This window comes from Vreelandella mediterranea (assembly GCF_970647075.1).
Map to the genome: position 1 here is coordinate 333,529 of NZ_OZ310198.1, position 19,635 is coordinate 353,163.

General features: G+C 53.0%; 23 protein-coding genes and 1 pseudogene. 19 read left to right on the forward strand and 5 right to left on the reverse strand.

Annotated features, from left to right (window positions below):
- The first annotated feature begins 32 nt into the window (after positions 1-32).
- Genes ACWFVE_RS01655 through ACWFVE_RS01665 form a run of 3 tightly spaced genes read left to right on the forward strand, consistent with a single transcriptional unit; the run spans position 33 to position 2,699 of the window.
- The gene (locus tag ACWFVE_RS01655) at positions 33-857 is read left to right on the forward strand and encodes a peptidylprolyl isomerase (RefSeq protein ID WP_447527560.1); all 825 of its coding nucleotides are present in this window, start codon (positions 33-35) and stop codon (positions 855-857) included.
- Positions 858-870: 13 nt separating this feature from the next.
- Entirely contained in the window at positions 871-1,449 is a 579-nt protein-coding gene (gene moaB, locus ACWFVE_RS01660) for a molybdenum cofactor biosynthesis protein B (RefSeq protein WP_447527561.1), read from the forward strand.
- On the forward strand, positions 1,446-2,699 hold the full coding sequence (locus tag ACWFVE_RS01665; protein WP_447527562.1) for a molybdopterin molybdotransferase MoeA: 1,254 nt from the start codon (positions 1,446-1,448) through the stop codon (positions 2,697-2,699). The genes moaB and ACWFVE_RS01665 overlap by 4 nt, the downstream gene beginning before the upstream one ends.
- 130 nt (positions 2,700-2,829) lie before the next feature.
- Here ACWFVE_RS01665 and ACWFVE_RS01670 read toward each other — a convergent pair whose 3' ends face one another.
- Positions 2,830-3,327: a PIN domain-containing protein gene (locus ACWFVE_RS01670; protein ID WP_447527563.1), complete on the reverse strand. Its 498-nt coding sequence runs from the start codon at positions 3,325-3,327 to the stop codon at positions 2,830-2,832.
- Positions 3,305-4,375, reverse strand: coding sequence for a helix-turn-helix domain-containing protein (locus ACWFVE_RS01675; RefSeq protein ID WP_447527564.1), 1,071 nt, complete (start codon positions 4,373-4,375; stop codon positions 3,305-3,307). The genes ACWFVE_RS01670 and ACWFVE_RS01675 overlap by 23 nt, the downstream gene beginning before the upstream one ends.
- A 462-nt stretch (positions 4,376-4,837) precedes the next feature.
- On the opposite strand from ACWFVE_RS01675, the gene ACWFVE_RS01680 reads away from it, so the two are divergent.
- Positions 4,838-5,608: a MipA/OmpV family protein gene (locus ACWFVE_RS01680; protein WP_447527565.1), complete on the forward strand. Its 771-nt coding sequence runs from the start codon at positions 4,838-4,840 to the stop codon at positions 5,606-5,608.
- A 33-nt stretch (positions 5,609-5,641) separates the two neighbouring features.
- Here the strand turns inward: ACWFVE_RS01680 and ACWFVE_RS01685 are convergent, their stop codons facing one another.
- Positions 5,642-7,222 carry an FAD-binding domain-containing protein gene (locus ACWFVE_RS01685; RefSeq protein ID WP_447527566.1) on the reverse strand — a complete coding sequence of 527 codons (1,581 nt, stop codon included), beginning with the start codon at positions 7,220-7,222 and terminating at the stop codon, positions 5,642-5,644.
- An 83-nt stretch (positions 7,223-7,305) separates the two neighbouring features.
- Here ACWFVE_RS01685 and ACWFVE_RS01690 point away from each other — a divergent pair, with 83 nt between their 5' ends.
- The 7 genes and pseudogenes from ACWFVE_RS01690 to ACWFVE_RS01720 all read left to right on the forward strand — a co-directional run bounded on the left by ACWFVE_RS01690 (position 7,306) and on the right by ACWFVE_RS01720 (position 12,557).
- Positions 7,306-7,608: an antibiotic biosynthesis monooxygenase family protein gene (locus ACWFVE_RS01690; protein WP_447527567.1), complete on the forward strand. Its 303-nt coding sequence runs from the start codon at positions 7,306-7,308 to the stop codon at positions 7,606-7,608.
- Positions 7,609-7,954: 346 nt separating this feature from the next.
- A complete protein-coding gene (locus ACWFVE_RS01695) occupies positions 7,955-9,265 on the forward strand; it encodes a hypothetical protein (RefSeq protein ID WP_447527568.1) in 1,311 nt (436 codons plus the stop codon).
- Positions 9,266-9,344: 79 nt separating this feature from the next.
- The gene (locus ACWFVE_RS01700) at positions 9,345-10,109 is read left to right on the forward strand and encodes an HNH endonuclease (protein ID WP_447527569.1); all 765 of its coding nucleotides are present in this window, start codon (positions 9,345-9,347) and stop codon (positions 10,107-10,109) included.
- Between the two features lie 127 nt (positions 10,110-10,236).
- A complete protein-coding gene (locus tag ACWFVE_RS01705) occupies positions 10,237-10,710 on the forward strand; it encodes a hypothetical protein (RefSeq protein WP_447527570.1) in 474 nt (157 codons plus the stop codon).
- Between the two features lie 323 nt (positions 10,711-11,033).
- The gene (locus ACWFVE_RS01710) at positions 11,034-11,285 is read left to right on the forward strand and encodes a hypothetical protein (RefSeq protein WP_447527571.1); all 252 of its coding nucleotides are present in this window, start codon (positions 11,034-11,036) and stop codon (positions 11,283-11,285) included.
- Positions 11,286-11,339: 54 nt separating this feature from the next.
- Positions 11,340-11,462, forward strand: a pseudogene (locus ACWFVE_RS01715) (hypothetical protein); the annotation flags it as partial.
- A gap of 474 nt (positions 11,463-11,936) precedes the next feature.
- Entirely contained in the window at positions 11,937-12,557 is a 621-nt protein-coding gene (locus tag ACWFVE_RS01720; protein WP_447527572.1) for a LysE family translocator, read from the forward strand.
- Between the two features lie 98 nt (positions 12,558-12,655).
- Here ACWFVE_RS01720 and ACWFVE_RS01725 read toward each other — a convergent pair whose 3' ends face one another.
- Positions 12,656-13,120, reverse strand: coding sequence for a DUF1203 domain-containing protein (locus ACWFVE_RS01725; protein ID WP_447527573.1), 465 nt, complete (start codon positions 13,118-13,120; stop codon positions 12,656-12,658).
- A 594-nt stretch (positions 13,121-13,714) separates the two neighbouring features.
- Between ACWFVE_RS01725 and ACWFVE_RS01730 the strand changes: the two genes are divergently transcribed.
- The 8 genes from ACWFVE_RS01730 to ACWFVE_RS01765 all read left to right on the forward strand — a co-directional run bounded on the left by ACWFVE_RS01730 (position 13,715) and on the right by ACWFVE_RS01765 (position 18,321).
- Positions 13,715-14,254: a hypothetical protein gene (locus ACWFVE_RS01730; RefSeq protein ID WP_447527574.1), complete on the forward strand. Its 540-nt coding sequence runs from the start codon at positions 13,715-13,717 to the stop codon at positions 14,252-14,254.
- A 50-nt stretch (positions 14,255-14,304) separates the two neighbouring features.
- Positions 14,305-14,736, forward strand: coding sequence for a GNAT family N-acetyltransferase (locus tag ACWFVE_RS01735; RefSeq protein WP_447527575.1), 432 nt, complete (start codon positions 14,305-14,307; stop codon positions 14,734-14,736).
- A 140-nt stretch (positions 14,737-14,876) separates the two neighbouring features.
- A complete protein-coding gene (locus tag ACWFVE_RS01740) occupies positions 14,877-15,197 on the forward strand; it encodes an antibiotic biosynthesis monooxygenase family protein (RefSeq protein ID WP_447527576.1) in 321 nt (106 codons plus the stop codon).
- A 350-nt stretch (positions 15,198-15,547) separates the two neighbouring features.
- Positions 15,548-15,955: a hypothetical protein gene (locus tag ACWFVE_RS01745; protein WP_447527577.1), complete on the forward strand. Its 408-nt coding sequence runs from the start codon at positions 15,548-15,550 to the stop codon at positions 15,953-15,955.
- Positions 15,956-16,050: 95 nt separating this feature from the next.
- On the forward strand, positions 16,051-16,425 hold the full coding sequence (locus ACWFVE_RS01750; RefSeq protein ID WP_447527578.1) for a nuclear transport factor 2 family protein: 375 nt from the start codon (positions 16,051-16,053) through the stop codon (positions 16,423-16,425).
- Between the two features lie 160 nt (positions 16,426-16,585).
- Positions 16,586-17,050: an ASCH domain-containing protein gene (locus ACWFVE_RS01755; RefSeq protein ID WP_447527579.1), complete on the forward strand. Its 465-nt coding sequence runs from the start codon at positions 16,586-16,588 to the stop codon at positions 17,048-17,050.
- 137 nt (positions 17,051-17,187) lie between these two features.
- Positions 17,188-17,682: a GNAT family N-acetyltransferase gene (locus tag ACWFVE_RS01760; protein WP_447527580.1), complete on the forward strand. Its 495-nt coding sequence runs from the start codon at positions 17,188-17,190 to the stop codon at positions 17,680-17,682.
- A gap of 162 nt (positions 17,683-17,844) precedes the next feature.
- The gene (locus tag ACWFVE_RS01765; RefSeq protein WP_447527581.1) at positions 17,845-18,321 is read left to right on the forward strand and encodes a GNAT family N-acetyltransferase; all 477 of its coding nucleotides are present in this window, start codon (positions 17,845-17,847) and stop codon (positions 18,319-18,321) included.
- 179 nt (positions 18,322-18,500) lie between these two features.
- Here ACWFVE_RS01765 and menA read toward each other — a convergent pair whose 3' ends face one another.
- Entirely contained in the window at positions 18,501-19,427 is a 927-nt protein-coding gene (gene menA, locus ACWFVE_RS01770) for a 1,4-dihydroxy-2-naphthoate octaprenyltransferase (RefSeq protein WP_447527582.1), read from the reverse strand.
- Positions 19,428-19,635 lie beyond the last annotated feature (208 nt).

Genomic DNA, 19,635 nt, shown 5'->3' on the forward strand with positions numbered 1-19,635 from the left:
AGATGCAGGCAACGAATAGGCAAGCGACCGATATGAACAAAATCGATATAGAGCAGCTCCCCGGCAGTACCGCGGCCCCTTTGATTCGCGTAGGTGAGGCCGTGATCGACGAGGAGACCATCGCCCGGGAAATGCAGCACCACCCGGCGGCCACCGCTGAAGAGGCGCAAGGCCAGGCGGCGCGGGCACTGGTGATCCAGGAGCTTTTACGCCAGCGCGCCTGCGAGCTGGGGCTTTTATCAACGAGCGACGAGCGATCCAGCCCCGAGCAGGAATCGGCGATCACGGCCCTGCTGGAGCAGGAACTACAGGTACCGGAGCCCTCTGAAGAGGACACTCGGCGCTTTTTCGAGATGCACCAGCAGCGCTTCAACGAACCCGCGCAGATACACGTTCGCCATGTGTTGCTGGCTGCGGCACCGGACGACGCTGCCGGGCGCGACGAGGCATACCGGCAAGGCGAATCGCTGATCGAGACACTCGAGACGATGCCCGAGCGCTTCGACGAATTCGCCGCGCGTTACTCCGCCTGCCCCTCCAAGGAGAGCGGTGGCGACCTGGGCTGGCTGGTGCCCGGCCAGACCGTGGCGGAGCTCGACCGGGCGCTGCAGCATCTACCCGTAGGGCTTCACTCACGCCCGCTCGCCTCGCGTTACGGTTGGCACGTGGTCAGCATCGACGAGCGGGTAGAAGGGCGCGAATCCGTGTTCGAACACGTGGCCGATAGAGTCCGCCACCACCTGCGCGAGCAGACCTCGCGGCGGGCGCTTCGTCACTATCTGTTGGCCCTGGAAAGCGAGTTCGGCGTCGAAGGTTTTGTGCTGGACGACGACGCCGGCGGCTCCCTGATGCAGTAAGCAGGAGACATTCATGTCGCACACCCCGTTCGATGCCCGGTTCATTCCGCTCAACTGCGTGGTTCTGACCGTGTCCGATACCCGCGGACCGGACCGGGACGGCAGCGGTGATCTGCTCGCCCAGCGCCTGACCGAGCAGGGTCACGTACTGGTGGAGCGGCGTATCCTGGTGGACGATATCTACCAGATTCGCGCCGCGGTCTCGGCCTGGATCGCCAAGCCCGATGTGCACGTCGTGTTGGTCAACGGCGGCACCGGCTTTACCGCGCGGGACACCACGCCCGAGGCGCTGACGCCGCTGTTCGACAAGGCCATCGAAGGCTACGGCGAGCTTTTTCGCCACTATTCGCTGCAGACCATCGGCACGGCCACGATCCAGTCCCGCGCCGTGGCGGGGCTTGCCAACCAGACGCTGCTGTTCACCATGCCAGGCTCCCCCAAAGCCTGTGCGCTGGCCTGGGACAGGATCATCGCGCTGCAGCTCGATGCGCGCACCCGGCCGTGCAATTTCGCCACCATGATCTTTCCTACCGCGCCGCTTTGCGGCAGCCGCCGGCACGCGGTGGCCTCGAACGACCCGGAGGGCCTATGAGCTGCCCCTGTGGCGAGCTCGAACACCGCCCCCTCGTGCCGCTTTTCGAGGCCCGGCAGCGGCTGATCGACGCCGCGCCGCCGATTAACGCCACCGAGCGTGTGGCGCTTGCCCAAGCCCAGGGCCGCGTGCTGGCCCAGACCGTCACCGCGCCGGTGGATCTGCCCGGGGTGGACAACAGCGCCATGGACGGCTTTGCCCTGCGCCTGGCGGACTACGCCGTCACCGGCGAAGGGCTGCCCGTGGTGCTACGCGTGCCGGCCGGGGCGGGTGTCCTGCACCTGCAAGAAGGCGGCTGCGCGCGCATCTTTACCGGGGCGCCGGTGCCGCTGGGCGCCGATACCGTCGTGGCCCAGGAGCGCACCAGGCTGGATGAACGGGGCTGCCTTCATCTGGATGAGAAACCGACGCTGGGCGCCAACATTCGCCGGCAAGGGGAAGAAACGCGCAGCGGGGCCACGCTGCTCGAGGCAGGCGATACGCTGGACGCGCCGGCCATCGCCCTGCTGGCAAGCCACGGCGTTAACACGGTCAGCGTGTATCGTCGCCTGACCGTTGCGCTGCTTTCTACCGGCGACGAGCTGATCGAACCCTGGGCGGCGCGCGCGCCGGGGCAGGTCTTCGACAGCAACCGCGCCATGCTCAGCGCGCTGCTGGTAAAAGCGCAGTGCGAGGTGATCGATTTAGGAATCGTCGCCGATGAGCCCGAGGCGCTATATCGCGCCTTGCAAACGGCCACAACGTCGGCGGATGTAGTGCTTTGTAGCGGCGGGGCCTCGGTGGGGGAAGAGGATCACGTACGCTCGGTGATCGAGCGACTGGGACGAATCGACTTCCACGGCGTTGCCGTCAAGCCCGGTAAGCCCTTCGCTTTCGCCACGCTTGGAAGCGGCGACAAGGCCACGCCGCTGATCGCGCTGCCGGGTAACCCGGTCGCCTCGCTGGTGGGTTGGCACTGGCTGGCGCTGGCCTTCATTCACGCGCGACAAGGCCGGCGCGTGGCGCCACTTCAGCGCTACCGGGTAAAAGCCGGCTTCGGCCAACGCGGGCCCAGGGGCCGCTGTGAGCTTTTACGGGTGGCGCTGAACTGGCAGGACGACACACCGGTGGCCCGCCTGGCGGGAGGGCAGGGCTCGCACATGCTCAGCGCTGCCAGCCAGGCCGATGGCTACCTGATGGTCGAGCCGGACACCGATGTGGCCGCCGGGGGCGACTACCTTTTTTATCCGCTCTCCCCGTTCGATGGATGAAAGACGCCTGGGCCGTGCCTTCATGGCCCCGCGCTTTGTCACCCCTCGCTCGCCGAGCCAACAAAGCGGTAGGCACGACTAGCCCGCCCCGCTGCAAGTGTTCGCTTGCGGCGGGGGCGGGTTTTGTGTGTTATTGACCTTTACTTGCGAATGTTTCCAAGCGTTTAAACGCGTGTGCCCAGGGCAGGCGTCGGCCGCGCGCCTGCATTAATGTATAGGTTTGGTGGGCCTGCTCAGGGGTAATAAGCTGGTAGCGGATAAGTTCTTCAACGACCCAAATGGTGCCACGAACATCGATGGCCTCAGTCAGAGCAGTAGTTCTCAGCGCTTTGTCACCCGTGAGGAGGGGGCAATTTTCTTGACGTGCAAGCGCGAGCGCAAAGCAATCATTGCGACTGGGCCCGAGGGAATTTTGCATGATGCGCTGGGCATAAGTCAGCGTTTCAGGTGATAGCTCTCGTTGTGAAAGTCCCATCGAAAGCAAGTAACCATGTTGCTCTTCAAGTTCTTCTGCATAAAGAATATCGGGTACTTGAAAGTCATAGGGAAGAAGGAACAACGTAGCGATCAGCTCACCTTCTTCCAGGTCAATCAAGATATTGGTATCACTGATGAGTAGCTGTTGCATTCAATGGCTCCAGCTTGCGCTCCTTATGAAAGCGCATCAGTGAGATGCCGAGTAGCTCAGCTGCTTTTGATTCGCTGATGATTTTTTCGCCTAACGCTCGATAAACCAACTGCTGGAACGTTAGCGTCGTTTCCCCAGGATAATCAGCGCCCGGCTCTTTTTTGTGCCATCCATTCTTGGAAAACGTGATCGAAAGCTGGCGGTAGTAATGACTGTCGATAATCGTAAGGTCTAGCGCGCGAAAGACGCATGCCCGCATGCTAATCCCGTACTCCATTTTGAGCAGATAGAGCTCTTTGGGCTCGAGATGGCGGCGTTTCTCGCCCAAGTGCTGGTAAACCCGGGTGTCGGGTAGCAAGAATGCCCCGGCAAAACGGTTACAGGCCTTTTCTTCATCAAGGTGATCGCCCAGCCGCCCGTGAAGTAGCAAGTGGCCTAGTTCATGAGCCAGCGTAAAGCGCTGTCGATCCCCCGGCCAATTGGAAGAGACAACGATCACGGGCTTATTGGCAACCTTAGCCTGTAGGCCATCGAATTTGGTTTCTACATCTACGTTGGTGGTAATGACGAGGATGCCATGAGATTCGAAAGTATCGATCAAGTCATGTATCGGGTTGGTACCTAGCGCCCAGTTAGCGCGCAGTACATTAGCCGCATTTTCAACTTCATCCAGCGACTCAAAATGCTCGGAGAAAGCCTCAGGAATAACAAAATCAGCAAGTGGAGAATTAGGCCATAAATTCTCGAGTTCGGCCCATCGCTCGGCCTGGTCTAAAACATCGGCAGATATCTTATCGAGGAGTTTTTTAGGTGTTTTGGCGCGTTTGCGGTATTCCACGCCCGTTAACTCTACTTTCATCGGGCGGAAGAAGTATTCGCTGCGAACGCCAAGTGATTTCGCCAGCTTAATGAGCACGCCTGACCCTGGCATGCTTTCATCGTGCTCATATTTTTTGATCATATTGGCGCTGACGCCAACATGCTGGGCCAATACCTGCATCGAGAGACCCGCTGCAGCGCGGGCACGCTTAACACGCTCTCCAATCATGGCGACCTCTATGCGAACGGCATACGTTGGTTTATAAAAAGTACAATATGGTAAAAATTTTAAACCGAAATAGGCGGTGTGTCTAAACTATATGCGCGTGTTCAGGTTGGCTCTGGGGTCAAAATGCGGCCAAAGGGGGGCGAGTTTTGATTCTATAAGGCGCCGAGAGGCGGGTGTTCGTGGATGCACGTCGGTCAGTTAAAAAGCCAGAGACTCAATCCAGAGCTTCAGGCTCGTTGGCTTTGGCCGGGGTGAGCAGGTAGTAGAGCGCCAGCACGATGGCCAGCGCCAGCAGCGCAGCCGAGAGAGGTATTTTATGGCGCGCATCTTGAGACGAAGCCGCCTCGCAAGCGTTGAAAAGTCGACTATGCCTTAACGACCACTGGGGCGTTATACGATTTGCCCGATCATTGATTTGGACATAGAGTGCAGGCTGACTTCGAGCCGCTCAGGATCCAGGACATGATGCATTCAAACGACTATCTCCGCCCGCTAACGCTTGTGCTGGCCATTGGAAGCTGGGCGCTTTGCTCATCGGCATCGGCGCAGTGGGAGGGCACGCTGGGGGCGGGTGCGATCTACACCCCGGACTACCTGGGCAGTGACGACTACGAGTGGAACCCCTTCCCGGCGGTGGAGGCGACCTACGACGACACGCTGTTCTTGAGCATTCGCGACGGGATCGGCTGGAACGTCATCAATCAGGGTAACTTGAAGGTGGCGCCTTTTATCGGCTACACCTTCGGCCGCGACGATACCGGCGACCTGAGGCATTTCGAAGAGGTCGACGGTGGCGCAACGGCGGGGCTGCGCGTTAGCTACCGCGGTGCTGGCTGGCGCTACACCGGGTCGGCGGAAACGCCCTTTACCGGCGATATCGACGGCTACCGCCTCGCCTTCAAGGCCCGGCATGTCACGCGCTTGAGCGAACGCACCGTGATGACCTTTGGCCCGGAACTGGCTTATACCAGCGACAAATGGACCGACGCCCTGTTTAGTGTCTCGCCCGCCGATAGTGCGCGCTCCGGCATCGCGGCTTTCGAACCCGACGATGGCGCCTTCGCGCTAGGCGCCAATGCATCGCTGAGTTACTACCTGACAGAGCAGTGGTCGGTCACTGGCCTTCTGGGCGTGTCGAAGCTCACCGGCGACGCCAGCGACAGCCCGATCGTCGACGATGTAGGCAACGACGTGCAGTGGCGCACCGGCGCGTTCATCAACTACCACTTCTAGAAAGCGTACGATGGCGCCTTTGTTAGCCGCGAGCTAGCCACGCTCAGAACCCGACCCGCCGCCGTCAAACAGCGAAAGCTGCTGACGGTGGGCGGGTTTTGTCGTTTTACGCCGGGCGCTGGGGCGGCGCTGGCTGGCCAGGCGCGCCATCAGTTCCTGGCTGATAGCCTTGGCCTCGGGAGTGTGGCTTGCCTCATAAATCAGCGTTTTCCAGTGGCGGGCCTCGGTTTCGAAATCATGGGGCAGCGGGTAGTGCTCGCCGGGCATAAACCCGTAGCGCGTTTGCAGACTTTCCGGCAGCGCCCAGGGTTTGGCGCGCCACTCGACGGGTAACACGGCGAGCTCCGATACCCAGCGGGCGACGAACTCACCGCCGGGGTCGTTATCTTCGGCCTGCTTGAGGGGGTTGTAGATGCGCAGGGCATTGAAGCCGGTCGCGCCGGACTGCATCTGGATCTGCGGGTAGTGAATGCCGGGCTCGAAATCGGTAAAGAGCCTGGCCAGGTGGCGGCCCGGCTCTAACCAGTGAAGCCCCAAGCCGAAGGTAGCGAACGAGATCAGCATGGCGCGCATGCGAAAGTTGATCCAGCCGGTATGGATCAAGCAGCGCATGCAGGCATCCACCAGCGGCACGCCGGTTTGGCCCTGTTTCCAAGCGTGCAGGCGCGGGTGGTCCGGGTCGCGCTCGCGTAGCCCCTTAAGCGCCGGGTGCAGGGTTTGGGCTTCGATACTCGGCGCGCTTTCAAGCTTCTGAATGAAGTGGCAGTGCCAGTGAAGGCGCGAGGCCAGTGCTCTCAGCGAGCGTGCCCAGCGGGTTTCTTCCGCGTGCTTTTCGCGCTGGTGGCGAAGCGACTGCACGACTTCACGCATGGAAAGCGTGCCCCAGGCCAGGTGCGGCGAGAGCCGCGAGCCGAATTCCCAGGCCAGCAGAGGCTTGGAGATCGAACCGCGGTAGCGCTCGCCGCGCTGAGTAATGAAGCTGTACCAGAGGCCGCGCCCGGCGTGGCGACCCCCGGTCTGGCGGCCGGGGCAGGGCGTTGTATCCCTGCCAAGCGAAAGACCCGCCAGCGCATCGACTGAGAGATGATGAAACGCCCCCCAGCCGGGAGCGGGGCGGGCATTCTGCGGGGTCTTGAAGGGCGGCGCCTGCATCAGCGCTTCCCACTGCGCCTCCCAGGCGGTTTGGTCAGCGCGGCTTTTCAACCCGCGCACCACGCCCACCTGGCGCGCTTCCAGCCATTCGGTGTCGTGAGCTTTGCACCACGCTTTCACCTCGCGGTCGCGCTGATAGCTCCAGGCGTTGCCGGTTTCTTCGTGGGAGTGGAGCGTGATAGTGCCATAACGCGCCTTCAAGGCATTCAGCAGCGCGATAATATCACCCTGCCAGATACACAGCGGCAGGCCACGCGCGTCCAAAGCGCTTGAAAGATCCACCAGCGATTCCGCAGCGAACTGCCAGTGGCGCAGGGCGCTGTCCGGCGCCTGCCACTGGCCGGGCTCAATGGCAAACATGGGAAGCACCGGGCCCGCCACGCAGGCAAGGCTGAGCGGGGCGTGATCGTGAATACGCAGATCGCGCTTGAACCAAACCACCTGTACGCCGGTCTTTGCCATACTGCCTCCCAAGGCTATCCGCGCATGATCCGTGACGTTACCATCGAGTGACGTCACATCACCATTTTCCAAGGAGCAAGCCCATGTATATCGCCATGAACCGTTTTCGTATTGCCCCGGGCCGGGAAGAGGATTTTCTGGAGGTGTGGCGCAACCGCGACTCCCACCTTAATGATGTGCCGGGCTTCAAGGAGTTCAAGATGCTCCAGGGCGAAAGCCAGGGCGACCACACCGTGTTTATTTCGCACAGCGTGTGGGAATCCGAGGACGCCTTCCGCGCCTGGACCCAGTCAGAAGCCTTCCGCAAGGCCCACGCCAATGCCAAGTCGCCGGAAGGCATTTACCTTGGCCCGCCGAAGTTTGAAGGGTATGAAGTGGTGCTTTAACGCTCGAGCTTCAACCACAAAACACTGCCGCTTACGAGCGGCAGTGTTTTGTGGGGCGCCTAAAAATTGGGGAGTGCAGGCCTACGACCTATGGCTGAGGGCTGTCATCGAATTTACGCGTGACCTAAGGTAAGTTTGTGAGTAGGGTGTGATTTAATTGAGTAAAACGAGCAGGCACGCGAGGAAGGGATAGGCTGCCTGATAACTGTAACGACTTTATTTATCAATGGGTTATGGTTTCTGCTTTGGCTACATACCCTCAATAAACGTGCCGGCACGTTTATTGAGGGTATGTAGCTGGGCGTATAATCACTGTTAACTGCTCACTATATTTAGGATGAAGTAGATGCAAGAGTTCTCACTTGAGAGGATTTCAGAGCAAATCCACTACGGGAAAACAAAAGCGTACTTTCAAGAGGTTTTGTCCTCATACAACAATGGAAATTATCGTTCTTCCGTTGTCATGCTATGGTCGGTGGCAATATGCGATATTGTTTACAAACTCCAGAGCCTAATAGATTTGTACGACGACCCAGCAGCAAAGGAAATTCTTCGAGAAGTAACTGTTATCCAGAATGAAGATTACAAGTCGTCAGCTTGGGAGATAAAGCTTCTTGATGATGTTCACGAAAAGACTTTTTTGCTGGATTCATCGGAATATGAAAACCTTCGCTACCTCCAAAAACAAAGACATCTCTCTGCGCATCCCGTTCTCAATTCCGAGCGGGAACTCCATTCGCCGAACAAAGAAACCGTTCGTTCTCTCCTAAGGAACACTTTGGAAGAATTGCTTGTAAAGCCGCCGTTTTATACCCAGCGGATAATGAAAGAACTACTGGAGGACCTTTCGGAGTCAGCAGATGTTCTAAATAGTAGAAAGAAAGTTAAGCAGTATATTGAAAGCAGGTATCTTAGTAGAACTAAACCATCAGTAGAGATAAATATTTTTAGATCTTTGTGGAAGCTGGTTTTTAAACTAGAAAATGAGGATTGCGAAAAGAACCGAATGATCAACCTCCATGCTCTGGAGATTTTATCCGACCGGAACTCTGCTGCGATCCCCAATGAGGTGGAAGGCGATATCGACTACTACAGCAATATTTCCTCAACCGTTAATCTATTATCGTATTTAGTTTTTTATCTTTCAAAGAACCCTCAGGTCTATCCGCTTTTAAGCGACGACGCACGTTTGAAGGTAGATCATTGTATCGAGACGGACAATGTGGGAAAAACCATGGGATGGTTTAAGAAAGAAGGTTTAGATACGCATGGAAATGATATTGAAGAATGGATTCGAAGTGACGAGCATCCTACGTTTACTACAGGCCAATTTGACGCGTTGCTTGAAATAGCAGATACAGAAGAGTGGCAGAAAAGATTTTGTCGAGTTGTGACTGCTTATTATACAGTCAGTTATAGCTATGACCAAGCTGATACAAGGTTTCAGATCTCAATCCCAAAATACATAAACCTATTCGATGGCGACTCACTTGTTCATTTGGCGCAGGAAATCGAGAGTAATGGTCAATGTTACGCCCGCGGCAGAGCAAGAGAAGATTATGAGGTGATAAAAAAGCGCATTGACGAAGTTTTTGGAGATGATTTTGATTATGAAAATGTACCTTCTTTTCGGCGTAAGGTGGCAACGGCAGAGTGATGCAGCAGTTAACAAGCGCGTCAATTAGGACGCTCGCAAGCTCGCGCCTATTACGCGGGCGTTAGACGGATTTGGAAGCATGTCGATAGAACGTAGCGCTGATTTCATCTTGGCGGCCCTGTATCTGTCGAGATGCGGCCGTAATGTTGAGGGCAAGATGCCGTTTCCGCCTGAGAAGTTGGGAACGGATAGCTGGGCCGTTGCTTATGCTGCCTTCTTTGATCAACTGGCGGATGGTAGGTCTTTGCGGTCGTTCCGCAACAGTTTGAAAGCGACCCGGGATCAATTCGATAGCCATGTAGGTTCAGGGCGGCAAGGCTGGTTAATCGATGGTGCTCCCAGGCCATTGCCCGACCTTGATGCGTCTATTCTCAAGAGGTGGCAGCACCGGAGCGATCTAGAACTTTGGTCTGCCGTTTCCAGTTGGGCCGATCTAGACCTTCCAACGGTGCCGAAAGCCGTACTAAGTGATCTGGAAGCGGAATCAAACGAGGAAGAGGAACGGGTATCCCTTGGCCGCGAAGGAACGATCAAAGCTGTTGTTTCGAGGCGCCGAGAGAGATCGCCTACTTTGAGGGCTGCGGCTTTGCGGATTCATGGCTATCGCTGTCAGATTTGCGATTTCAGCTTCGCCGACACGTACGGCGAATGGGGTAAGGGGTTTGCTGAGGTTCATCACCTTCTCGAGCTAAGCCAAGCCGCAGATTCTGGCGTAGATACGAATCCGGAAACAGATTTGGCCGTTCTGTGCAGTAATTGTCATAGAATGGTGCACCGGAAGCCGAAGCGGGCGCTTACTCTTGGAGAGCTCCGCCAAATTATTGAAAAAGCGAGAAAATCTTAGTATAGGAAAGAATCTGCTTAACATTTTGCTGCAGGCGACGTTCGATCCGCCATCTACTTTTGCTGTCGCAAAAGCCAGCGTCGCCTCAAACGCGCTTGAGCTCAGGTGTCAGAAAGGACTAGGAAAAATGAGTATCATCGAAGAAGTTAAAGGATTGAATGCGAACTCAGCTGTAATATTGGCCATATTTTTTGTATCTTTTATTGCTCCTGCATTCTTACTTATTTATAGGCTCAATCCAGATTTGTTCTTGGCGTTAGATACAACAAAGCTACTTGTTCTTTCCATATCTGTTACAAGTCCAAGTTTTTTGGCACTTTTCATTGTTACATGGGTAGCTGACATAGTTCTGACCCATATGGGGTATCATGAGAAAGGACATTTAGGAACATATGTAGATTGGTTTGTAACTCATGGTATAAGCAACACAACTATTATGTACACCGTTTGCTTTTTAGTTTACGCATTCGGTATATCTTCAGCTTCGGTTGTTTGGTGGCTCATAGTTTTGGTAGTGCTATATATAGCCTTTGAGTTTTGGCGCGTCTTAATTGTTGCAAAAGGCCCAAACTTCAAAAAAAGCGCTATAAATCGTGAGTAAAATTTCTAAAAAGGGCAGGCGCGACGACGGCTTTTCTGTTGCAGCTTCGCCTTCACTATAAAGCTTTTCGTGTTGCGGGCGTGAAACCAAATCAAAATTTATTCCATGCTCCCGCATTGCTTGCAGGCGCAGCCTAATCAGACGACGAGACATTTTATTTGGCATTTCATTTACCTATCAGCTTTTCTAGCGCCACACTAAGAAGGTAAAAATCTTACGCCGACTGTAGAAGCCAGCTCGCGCTATCCACGAAATTGACATGCATTAGAAGGCTCATCACGATGCACGCTTGAAGTCTCACATGAAGTCACGAGTAACAGAAAATGGCGAAACCCAATAAAAAGGGCCCGACTAAAACGATCGATATCTTTTGTAAGAACTGCGGTGCCCAGCTGTTCAAATATCGCAAAGGGGGCAAGGGCGCGCTCGTGAAATGTTTCAAAGAACGCATTGTGGAAGACTTCACCACCCTGGCTTGTATATGCCCTCAATGTGAAAAAGCGTTCGCACGCGAGACCTTGGTGCGCGGCACGCCAGCGTATAAATTTATCGGTGGAAAAGTGTGGTTTAAATAACACTTCAATTCCTGAACCTGTTGGCTCAGTGGCTACTTTTCGCTCTGGACGAGCAAAGACGGCCAGCAGAAAGCGGGTAACAGCGACGTAGAACCGCGCTGGTTCATCGGTGCTCACGCTAATGTAGGCGGCGGCTATGGCACCGACGACACGCTGGCCGACCTATCGCTGAGCTGAATGGTAGCCAAAGCGCAAAAGGCAGGCCTAAAAGTGGCACCTTTCGATGCGGCTGGGCACGGCTGGAACATGGCACCCAAGGATTTGTGTTCTAAGGACCTCTACGCCAGATCCAAACGCCTTGGAAAGACAACGGACGGTCGTTTTTACCGGCCATATTCGCAGAGTATGCAGGGGCTGCCTGCGGTGAATATGTCAGTCGATGCGAGTGCATGGAAGCGCTGGGCCGATACCACGTATGAGTACCGGCCACGTACCTTGATTGATGCCCACCTTTCCCCACCCGAGGAGTAGGCTAGGCGGGCACTTTTGATTGGCATAGGCAGCCTTCACTTCAGCACTCAACCGGCTACGCGATCATTATGATCATCACGCTAGTCGATTCCATCCCTTCGCGGGACCAGACACCTAAGCGTCGCTGGCGCGCCACTTCTGGCCGCGGCGACAAAAACGTTAGGCTACTTAGAGAAATTAATGAACATCGAAGTTTGGCTGGCATTTACTGCAATTGCATCCGTAGCGACTATCGTGCCTGGGCCGGCGATGCTTCTGGTCGCCACACATAGTTTGAAATTCGGAATCCTTCAATCGTTAAAAACGATCCTGGGTAACATTACGGGTCTGGCCATTCTATCGAGCATCTCGGTTACGGGCTTAAGTGCGCTAATCATGTATTCTTCAGGCGCTTTTCTGACCGTTAAAATAGTGGGAGCGTTCTACCTCATATATCTTGGAGTCAAAATTTGGCGGAATGGCGTCTCGCCTATTAATGTCGAAGAGGCTGATTCAAACGAACGTGGTAGATTCTTGTACCTACAAGGTATCGCGGTTTCACTTTCAAACCCTAAAGCTATTGCGTTTACAACGGCGCTCTTTCCTCAGTTTATCGAGCAGAGCCAAAGCGTATTTTTTCAGTTTTCAATATTGTTAGGAACGTTTGTAGCTTTATCATTTAGCTGTTTATGTGTGTGCTCAATACTTGTACGCAAGGCGTCGCATAAAGTTGTAGGAAGTTTGCCGCTTAATTTGGGTAAAATATTTGGTGGTAGTTTAATTGGCGCTGGTGGTTTGTTGCTGGTTTCAAAGCATCAGTAGCCTAAAAAACAGCGGCAAAGCGACCGCCAGCGCCAGGCGTTAGGAACTGCAACCGAACCCAACGAATACCGATGAGATAGAGTGCACCGTGAATCGGTTCACTCTTTTTCGATTCGACACTGGTAGCAGTTGTTTGCGGCCGACCGCACGTGAAGATAAGCAACGCCTGGGTCCGCAAAAAGCGCTTCTGCGTAGTCCGAAATCAGAGTTCTCTGGGTAACCTTTCCCGTTCCATATCTTATTCTGTCGGAGGAATCGTAGCCTCTGACAATGTATTGAGCGCTATCCAGAATGGGGGGAAGGTCGCTACCGCTTTCATGCCTCTCGCATTCCTTCGCGTGCAGAAATATGGGGCCTTGCTCGGAATAGGGCTGGAGGGTAGAAAATGGGCGAAACGATAGAATTAGATATTTGTCACCCTCCTCGATGTCTCGAAGACAGTGGCGACACGGTATTCCGCCACCAGTGGAAGTCGCCTGCTCACACGGTTGCCCGTTGGCATCAAGCCCTCCATTCTGGAGCTTCCGTACGGAGGCAGTATCAAGAGCTACAAAACGAACCATTAGGCATACCTCGATCAATGAACTTTCGTTAGGGGTAGGACCTCCATTGTTGACAAGATTTTCTTCCAAGCCGACCCGTTTCTTGCGGTATTCAGTCTATCGCTGCACTGGATCTTTAGGATTCGGCATAATGGTTGAACGGGGATGAAGGAAGTGCCTAACAAGGTGCTGCAGCGGGCTCGGATTAGACGCAAGCCACTTTCCTTGGCTCCTCGTACGCGCCACTGGGCTTGGTCGTTAACTTTAATCTAGCGTAGGGCCCCATATATGGGATTCAGAGTCGGTGAATACGTCCAGAAGAACCCAAAAACATGGCAGCCTAATGAGTTCGACGCATGGGGGCGTGGCGTTGGAGTAGGACAAATTGTAGAGCCTCCTTTCGAGATGGCAGATGACCAGGTTGATGTTCGATGGCCCGAAGGCCGGTGCTTCGAAAGCGCTCATCGACTCTTGCCAGCAGGAAAAGATGATACGTTTAGCTGTGGCAGTCGATAAAGCGAATCAGCCGAATAATTCAAAGCGGCTTTCCGATTCGCTCCAAGCCACTTTGAATTACGCTGTTCGCGGCGTTAACTGCCCAATTTAAGGACAATAATGAATTACAAGTCATTGCTCGTCACAATAGCGTTAATTTTTTCATTCAATGCCGAAGCCGCTACACCTCAGGGTGACTGTACTGGCACACCTGACACCGCCGTTATAGAGCTACCTGAGCCATTGTCGGAATGGGGAGAAATAGTCTGTACTCCATACGGGCATATTATCTCTAATCGCGAGGGTTGGATTTGGTCAGAGCCTGCTGCGTACTCGCCGGTTTTCATTCCATCCCAGATGGTACAGACTCAGCCGGAACCGATTGGCGGAGCGTCTCACTTTACAAAGATTGAATTTTTAGAGATGCCTACTACCAATCCAGAGGCGCAGGCCGCTATAACTGAGCTGCAATCAGGACTAGACGCAGAGCCTGTAGAAAAAGCATACCGGTTAGCTGTAACTGGATCACTTAATCGAAGCCTGGTCATTTACTTCATTAATATCGGTAGCACGATTTGGGGTATCTGGTGTGGGAGCGATGGTGCTAGCTGCAGTTCAGATTCTAGATTCATGGTGTTGGAAATGCGGGATGGCAACTAAAAAATCACTTTAGGCTAAAATCAAACGTTAAGTATTAAAGGAGAGAAACGTTGCGGGACGAAGTGATAGAATATGGCCCCATAGTTCTTCGGTTCGACAAGAAAATTGTGCCCCAAGAGGTTGGCCAACTGGTGCCCTTCTATCGCTACTGCATTCATGCAGGCTCACAACAAGTGGGTCATATTTCTTTGAAAGACGGAAATACAGAACATATTTTGAAATACGCTGGACATATCGGCTATGGCGTCCATGAGAAATTTAGAGGAAACCGTTATTCTTATTTCGCATGCATGGCACTAAAGCAGCAGGCAGTCGATATGCATGGCGAATTAATTTTGACTGTGGAAGATGATAATAAGGCGTCTATCCGGGTCATCGAGCTCCTTGGCGCAGAATATTTAGAGACGCTAGTCGTTCCAAAAACCGACCCAGCGTATAAAAGTGGCGGCCGTTTAAGAAGAAGGTACAAATGGACCGTTTAGCTTGTTGCTTGCATCGGCTATCTGGAGCCATCAAACCTAATGTATCGCTGGATTCGTTAACCCGAAGCGCTGCCGGTGCTGCCAAGCCAGGTGCTGATCGCGGCGCATAGCCAGCACGTCATTCTGCTACAGGGAGCGTTATGGTAACCAGCCCCTATAGAAGCATCGCCATGAACCGTTTTCGGATTGCCCCCGGCCGGGAAGAGGATTTTCTGGAGGTGTGGCGCAACTGCGACTCCCACCTCGATGAAGTGCCCGGCTTCAAGAAGTTCAAGATGCTCCAGGGCGACAACCAGGATGACCACACCGTCTTCATCTCGCACAGCGTCTGGGAGAGTGAAGACGCCTTCCGCGCTTGGACCCAGTCCGAGGCCTTCCGCAAGGCCCACGCTAACGCCAAGTTGCCAGGAGGTATTTACCTTGGCCCGACGAAGTTCGAAGGGTATGAAGTGGTGCTTTAACACTTCGCTGTCCAACCACTCATTTAATGCTGCCGCTTACGAGCGGCAATGTTGTGTTGAGCCTGCCTGAAAAATTGGCGAGCGAAGGTTTGCGACCTATGGCTGACGACCGTCATCGAATTTACGCGTGACCGAAGGTAAATTTGTGGATAGGGTATGATTGAATCGGGCAAATCAAGCGGGCACGCGAATAATGGATATACTGCCTGACAAAGGGTCGGCGTTATATTGATCATTAAGTTACGGGCTGCGCTTGGGCTGCATAACATCAATAAACGCGCCGGCGCGTTTATTGATGTTACGTGGTTGGGCGTATAATCACTGTTAGGCGTAAATAGAGTGAGAGATTAGTGCCAATTTCAGATGTAGTGTTCCTCGAGGGAAATGATCCTGAGGAAGTGGTGAATAGCGAAGATCCGTATTCATACGGGAAATGGTTTAACGCGAAAAATATCGACATGATCCCGCTATCCCAGCTTGGTGACATTCTCGGTGTCTCCTCATATAAGGAGCTGATGAAAGGGTTTCAGCCCGTTCATCCACCGGAAGGGGAGGCCCTTATTTTGTCATTTCCTCAAGCCCTCCAGGATAAGATTAAGAATCTGAATGACGATGAAATATCCGAAGTAATTGGCAGATGGTCAAAAATTGAAGAATTTCATGGTGCTCCTGAAGAGCCACTTAGACAGTATTTAGCTGGTTTGCGGGAGTTTCTGAATGAAAACTCAGGTTACGCCAATCTGTTCTTATCAGTTTAGGTGTCAGTGCCTAACAAGCGCAGGCACAGGGACAAATTTTCCGCTGCGCTTCAAATTTGCCCGTGCTGTGGGCGTTATGTGCTTGGAGGGAAATCATGGATTCAAAGGAAGTTGTCTTGGCATTTTGGGATGCAATGAAAACTAATGATTTCGCGAAAGCAAGTGAGTGGCTTAGTCCTGATTTTGAGGGTTTTTGGCCTCAATCTGGTGAGCTTATTGTTGGACGAGACAATTTCACCGCGATCAACTCCTATTATCCAGCAAATGGCACTTGGAAATTCGTCGTTCATTCAATCGTCTGTGATGGCGAAACCGTAGTCACTGATGTTTTTATAACTGATAGCGTTCAAAAGGCGCGTGCTATTACGTTCCATACTGTAGAAAATGGACTTATTCGTAAGCAAAAAGAATTCTGGCCTGACCCAATGGAGGCGCAACAATGGCGTTCCAAGTGGGTAAAAGTGGTGTAAGAGTTGGCTACGCACATAACAAGTCGATTAAGGCGGACTGCAAAAGCGTGGCGGTCTTATTTTAAATTGGATTTATGTGTTTACGGTGGTAGTTTTAGATCTAGTGGGACGTTTGCAGTCACTTAGCAAAGCGTTATATTTTTAATTGAGATTCGAGATTATGGAAGAAAGAATTCAAGCTTATTTGAAAGAATATCTAAGCTCATTACCTGGCAAAACTGCGGAAAAATATACGTCTTTCAGTGCTGATTATTTCTGCGCAGATGAGTACAACGCCAATGTATGCGCCGACTTAATACTGCGCGGAGAAAAACGTGCCTCGTGCAGTCTGGAGTATTGGTACAGTCACGAGGGTGAACCCATGCCAGAAGTTGGTCATCTTCAAGTAGTGACGGATTGGGATGGGGCACCTGTCTGTATCATCGAACTCACCTCCGTTAGTAAGTGTAAATACAGCGATGTGACAGCGGCGTTTGCAGCAGAAGAAGGCGAGGGCGACAAGTCATTAAAGTGGTGGCGAGAAGCCCATTGGGAATTTTTTAGCTTAGAGTTCAGCGAACTGGGTGTTGAGCCAACAGAAGATATGCTGTTGGTTTTAGAACGCTTCAAGGTCGTCTATAAATAAAATAAAAAAACGGTTCAAGATAGACTGCCAACGCGTGGCATTTTTTTAAATTAGCATGTGTACTTACGGTTGTTATTTTAGGTTTATTGGTTTTGCGTTGTCAGCCCCTTAACCGGACGTTAACTGGCAGGAGAGAAATGGAAATTCAGCTAATCAAAATTAAAGAGCAAGAGCGCAAGGTACTTGAGAACCTGTTTTCCTATTACATATACGATATGACCGAGTATATGAAATGGAATCCTGACCATGAGGGTAAATTTAGTTACGACGTTTCAAAGTTTGACGTTTACTGGGAGCAGGAAGATTGTATCCCTTACTTTATTTACGTGGGTTCCGAACTGGCTGGTTTTGTGTTGATTCGTCGTTATCCTGGCGATTTATCAATATACGATGTCGCCCAGTTTTTCGTACTTCGTAAGTTTAAAGGTCAAGGAATAGGTAAAAATATTTTTTCGCAGGTGGTTAAGGCGTTTCCTGGTAAGTGGCAAGTTCGTATTCTTCTGGAGAACTCCGGCGCCCTGAGCTTCTGGGAATCTGCCGTTTCCAATGTCGTGGGTGAAGGTTACAGCTTGTCACAAGCTAAAGATGTCGATCTTCTAATGTTTTTTATCCACTTCGAGACAGCTAGTTAAAACGCGTTTAAAACGGGTTCGCAACGCTCGACTATTTTGGTTTAAGTTGAATTTCGTGTTTAAGGGTAAGGGACGATGGTTTAGGTGTGGTGGTCGGCGTTGCTCACCCCTTGACGCGGCGTTATATTGCAAATGAGTTTCATCGTATAAAAAGGAATATAAATGGTTGTGCTTCGGGAAATGCGAAAAGAAGAATATCCCACTTATTGTCAGTATTTTATTGACGACTACGGCCGGGAAATAGCCCAAAACTATGGGCACTCCATAGAGTGGGGAGTTGAGCTGGCTAAGAAGGATCTCCAACGTTGCTTTCCCAATGGTTTACAGGGGAGTGAGCATTCACTGTTGTGCATTGATGCTGACATTGATGGGCAGCTAAAGCATGTAGGTTATTTGTGGCATTCGATCAATGCTGAAGATAAGTCGACATATATTTGTGATTTCTTCGTATTGGATGAGTTTCGGGGTTTGGGTTATGGCACCTTGGCTATTGCCGCTTTTGAACAGCAGCTAAAAGAAGCTGGTATTAATCAAATAAAGCTAAGGGTAGTTTGCCAAAATGAGCGTGCGCTCAAGCTATACCAGGAAGTCGGCTTTGCGATTACTGGTTTCAATATGTCCAAGAACATTGATGAGTAGTAGCTGCGATCTAAAAATTGTTCAGTAGATTCGGCACGCATGGCATTTTTACTAAGCATTGGCTTTAGTGATTAAGGCGATATGTGTGGGTAGCGGTATCGTGTGCCTCACATCAAGATGGTTAGCCGCAGTTAAGTGCCCGTCGTTTATAACGGGCTCTCAACACTTGCCGACATCCCCTAAAAAAACGCCAACCCACTTGCCAGCAGTACGCTATACACCAGCGTGGAAAGCGCCGTCTTCTTCAACATTCCGGTCAGGGTTTCACCGTCGCGGGTGTGGCCAAGCGTTCTAGCGGCATCAGAGAGGGGCTTTGCCACCAGCAGGCAGCTCCAGCCCAGCCAGGGCACCGGTAGGAGTAGCAGGTAGGCCAGGGTCAGCAGTAGCGCCGTGCCCAGCAGCGCCCAGTGATAACGAAGGGCGCTTTCGCGGCCGAGCTTGACCGCCAGGGTCAATTTGCCATTACGTGCGTCGCTTTCGATATCGCGCACGTTGTTCACGTTCAGTACGGCGGTGCATAACAGACCACAGGCCGCGGCGGGGAGTATCGAAAGCCCGCTTATGTGCTGCGTATGAAGATAATACGTGCCCAGTACCCCCAGTAGCCCGAAGAACAGGAACACGGCGATATCGCCCAGCCCCCGGTAGCCGTAAGGCTTGCCGCCAAGCCCAACGGTATAGGTAACCGCCGCCAGCAGGGACGCCGCCCCCAACAGCAAAAACGCCAGAATATGCCCCCACTGCCCGCCGAACGCGGCCAGTAATAGCCCGCTTCCCAACACCGCGGCCGCCCCGGCGGTGACCACCATGCCCCGGCGCATTGCCGCCGCCGTCATAAGGCCCGACGATACCGCTCGCACCGGGCCGATACGCGCGTCGTCGTCGGCGCCAGAGGCCGCGTCGCCGTAGTCGTTCGCCAGGTTGGAAAGTATCTGTAGCGACATGGCCGTCAACAGGGTCAGCACGAAAATACCCGTCTCGAAACTTCCCTGCTGGGCGGCCAGCCCGCTACCCAGCAGGATGGAGGCGCAGGCCAGCGGTAAGGTGCGTGGCCGGGCCGCCAAAAGCCAGGTTTTGAAGTCAGGGTATCGTCTGAAATGGACCATCGATTACTATCTCTTTTAATAACATGGGTTAAGAAATGGCGAGTTGGCTCATCCTGCAAGCAACTCAGGCAAAAATGTAGGTGAATGGCCGGTTAAGTGATGAAACATAGACATATGTCATAAAGCGCCAGCCCACTTTCAACCACACTAAGGGTGTTCCCTTTTGAAAAGGAGTCTACGAAATGATCGGCGACTTATTTAGGAAAAA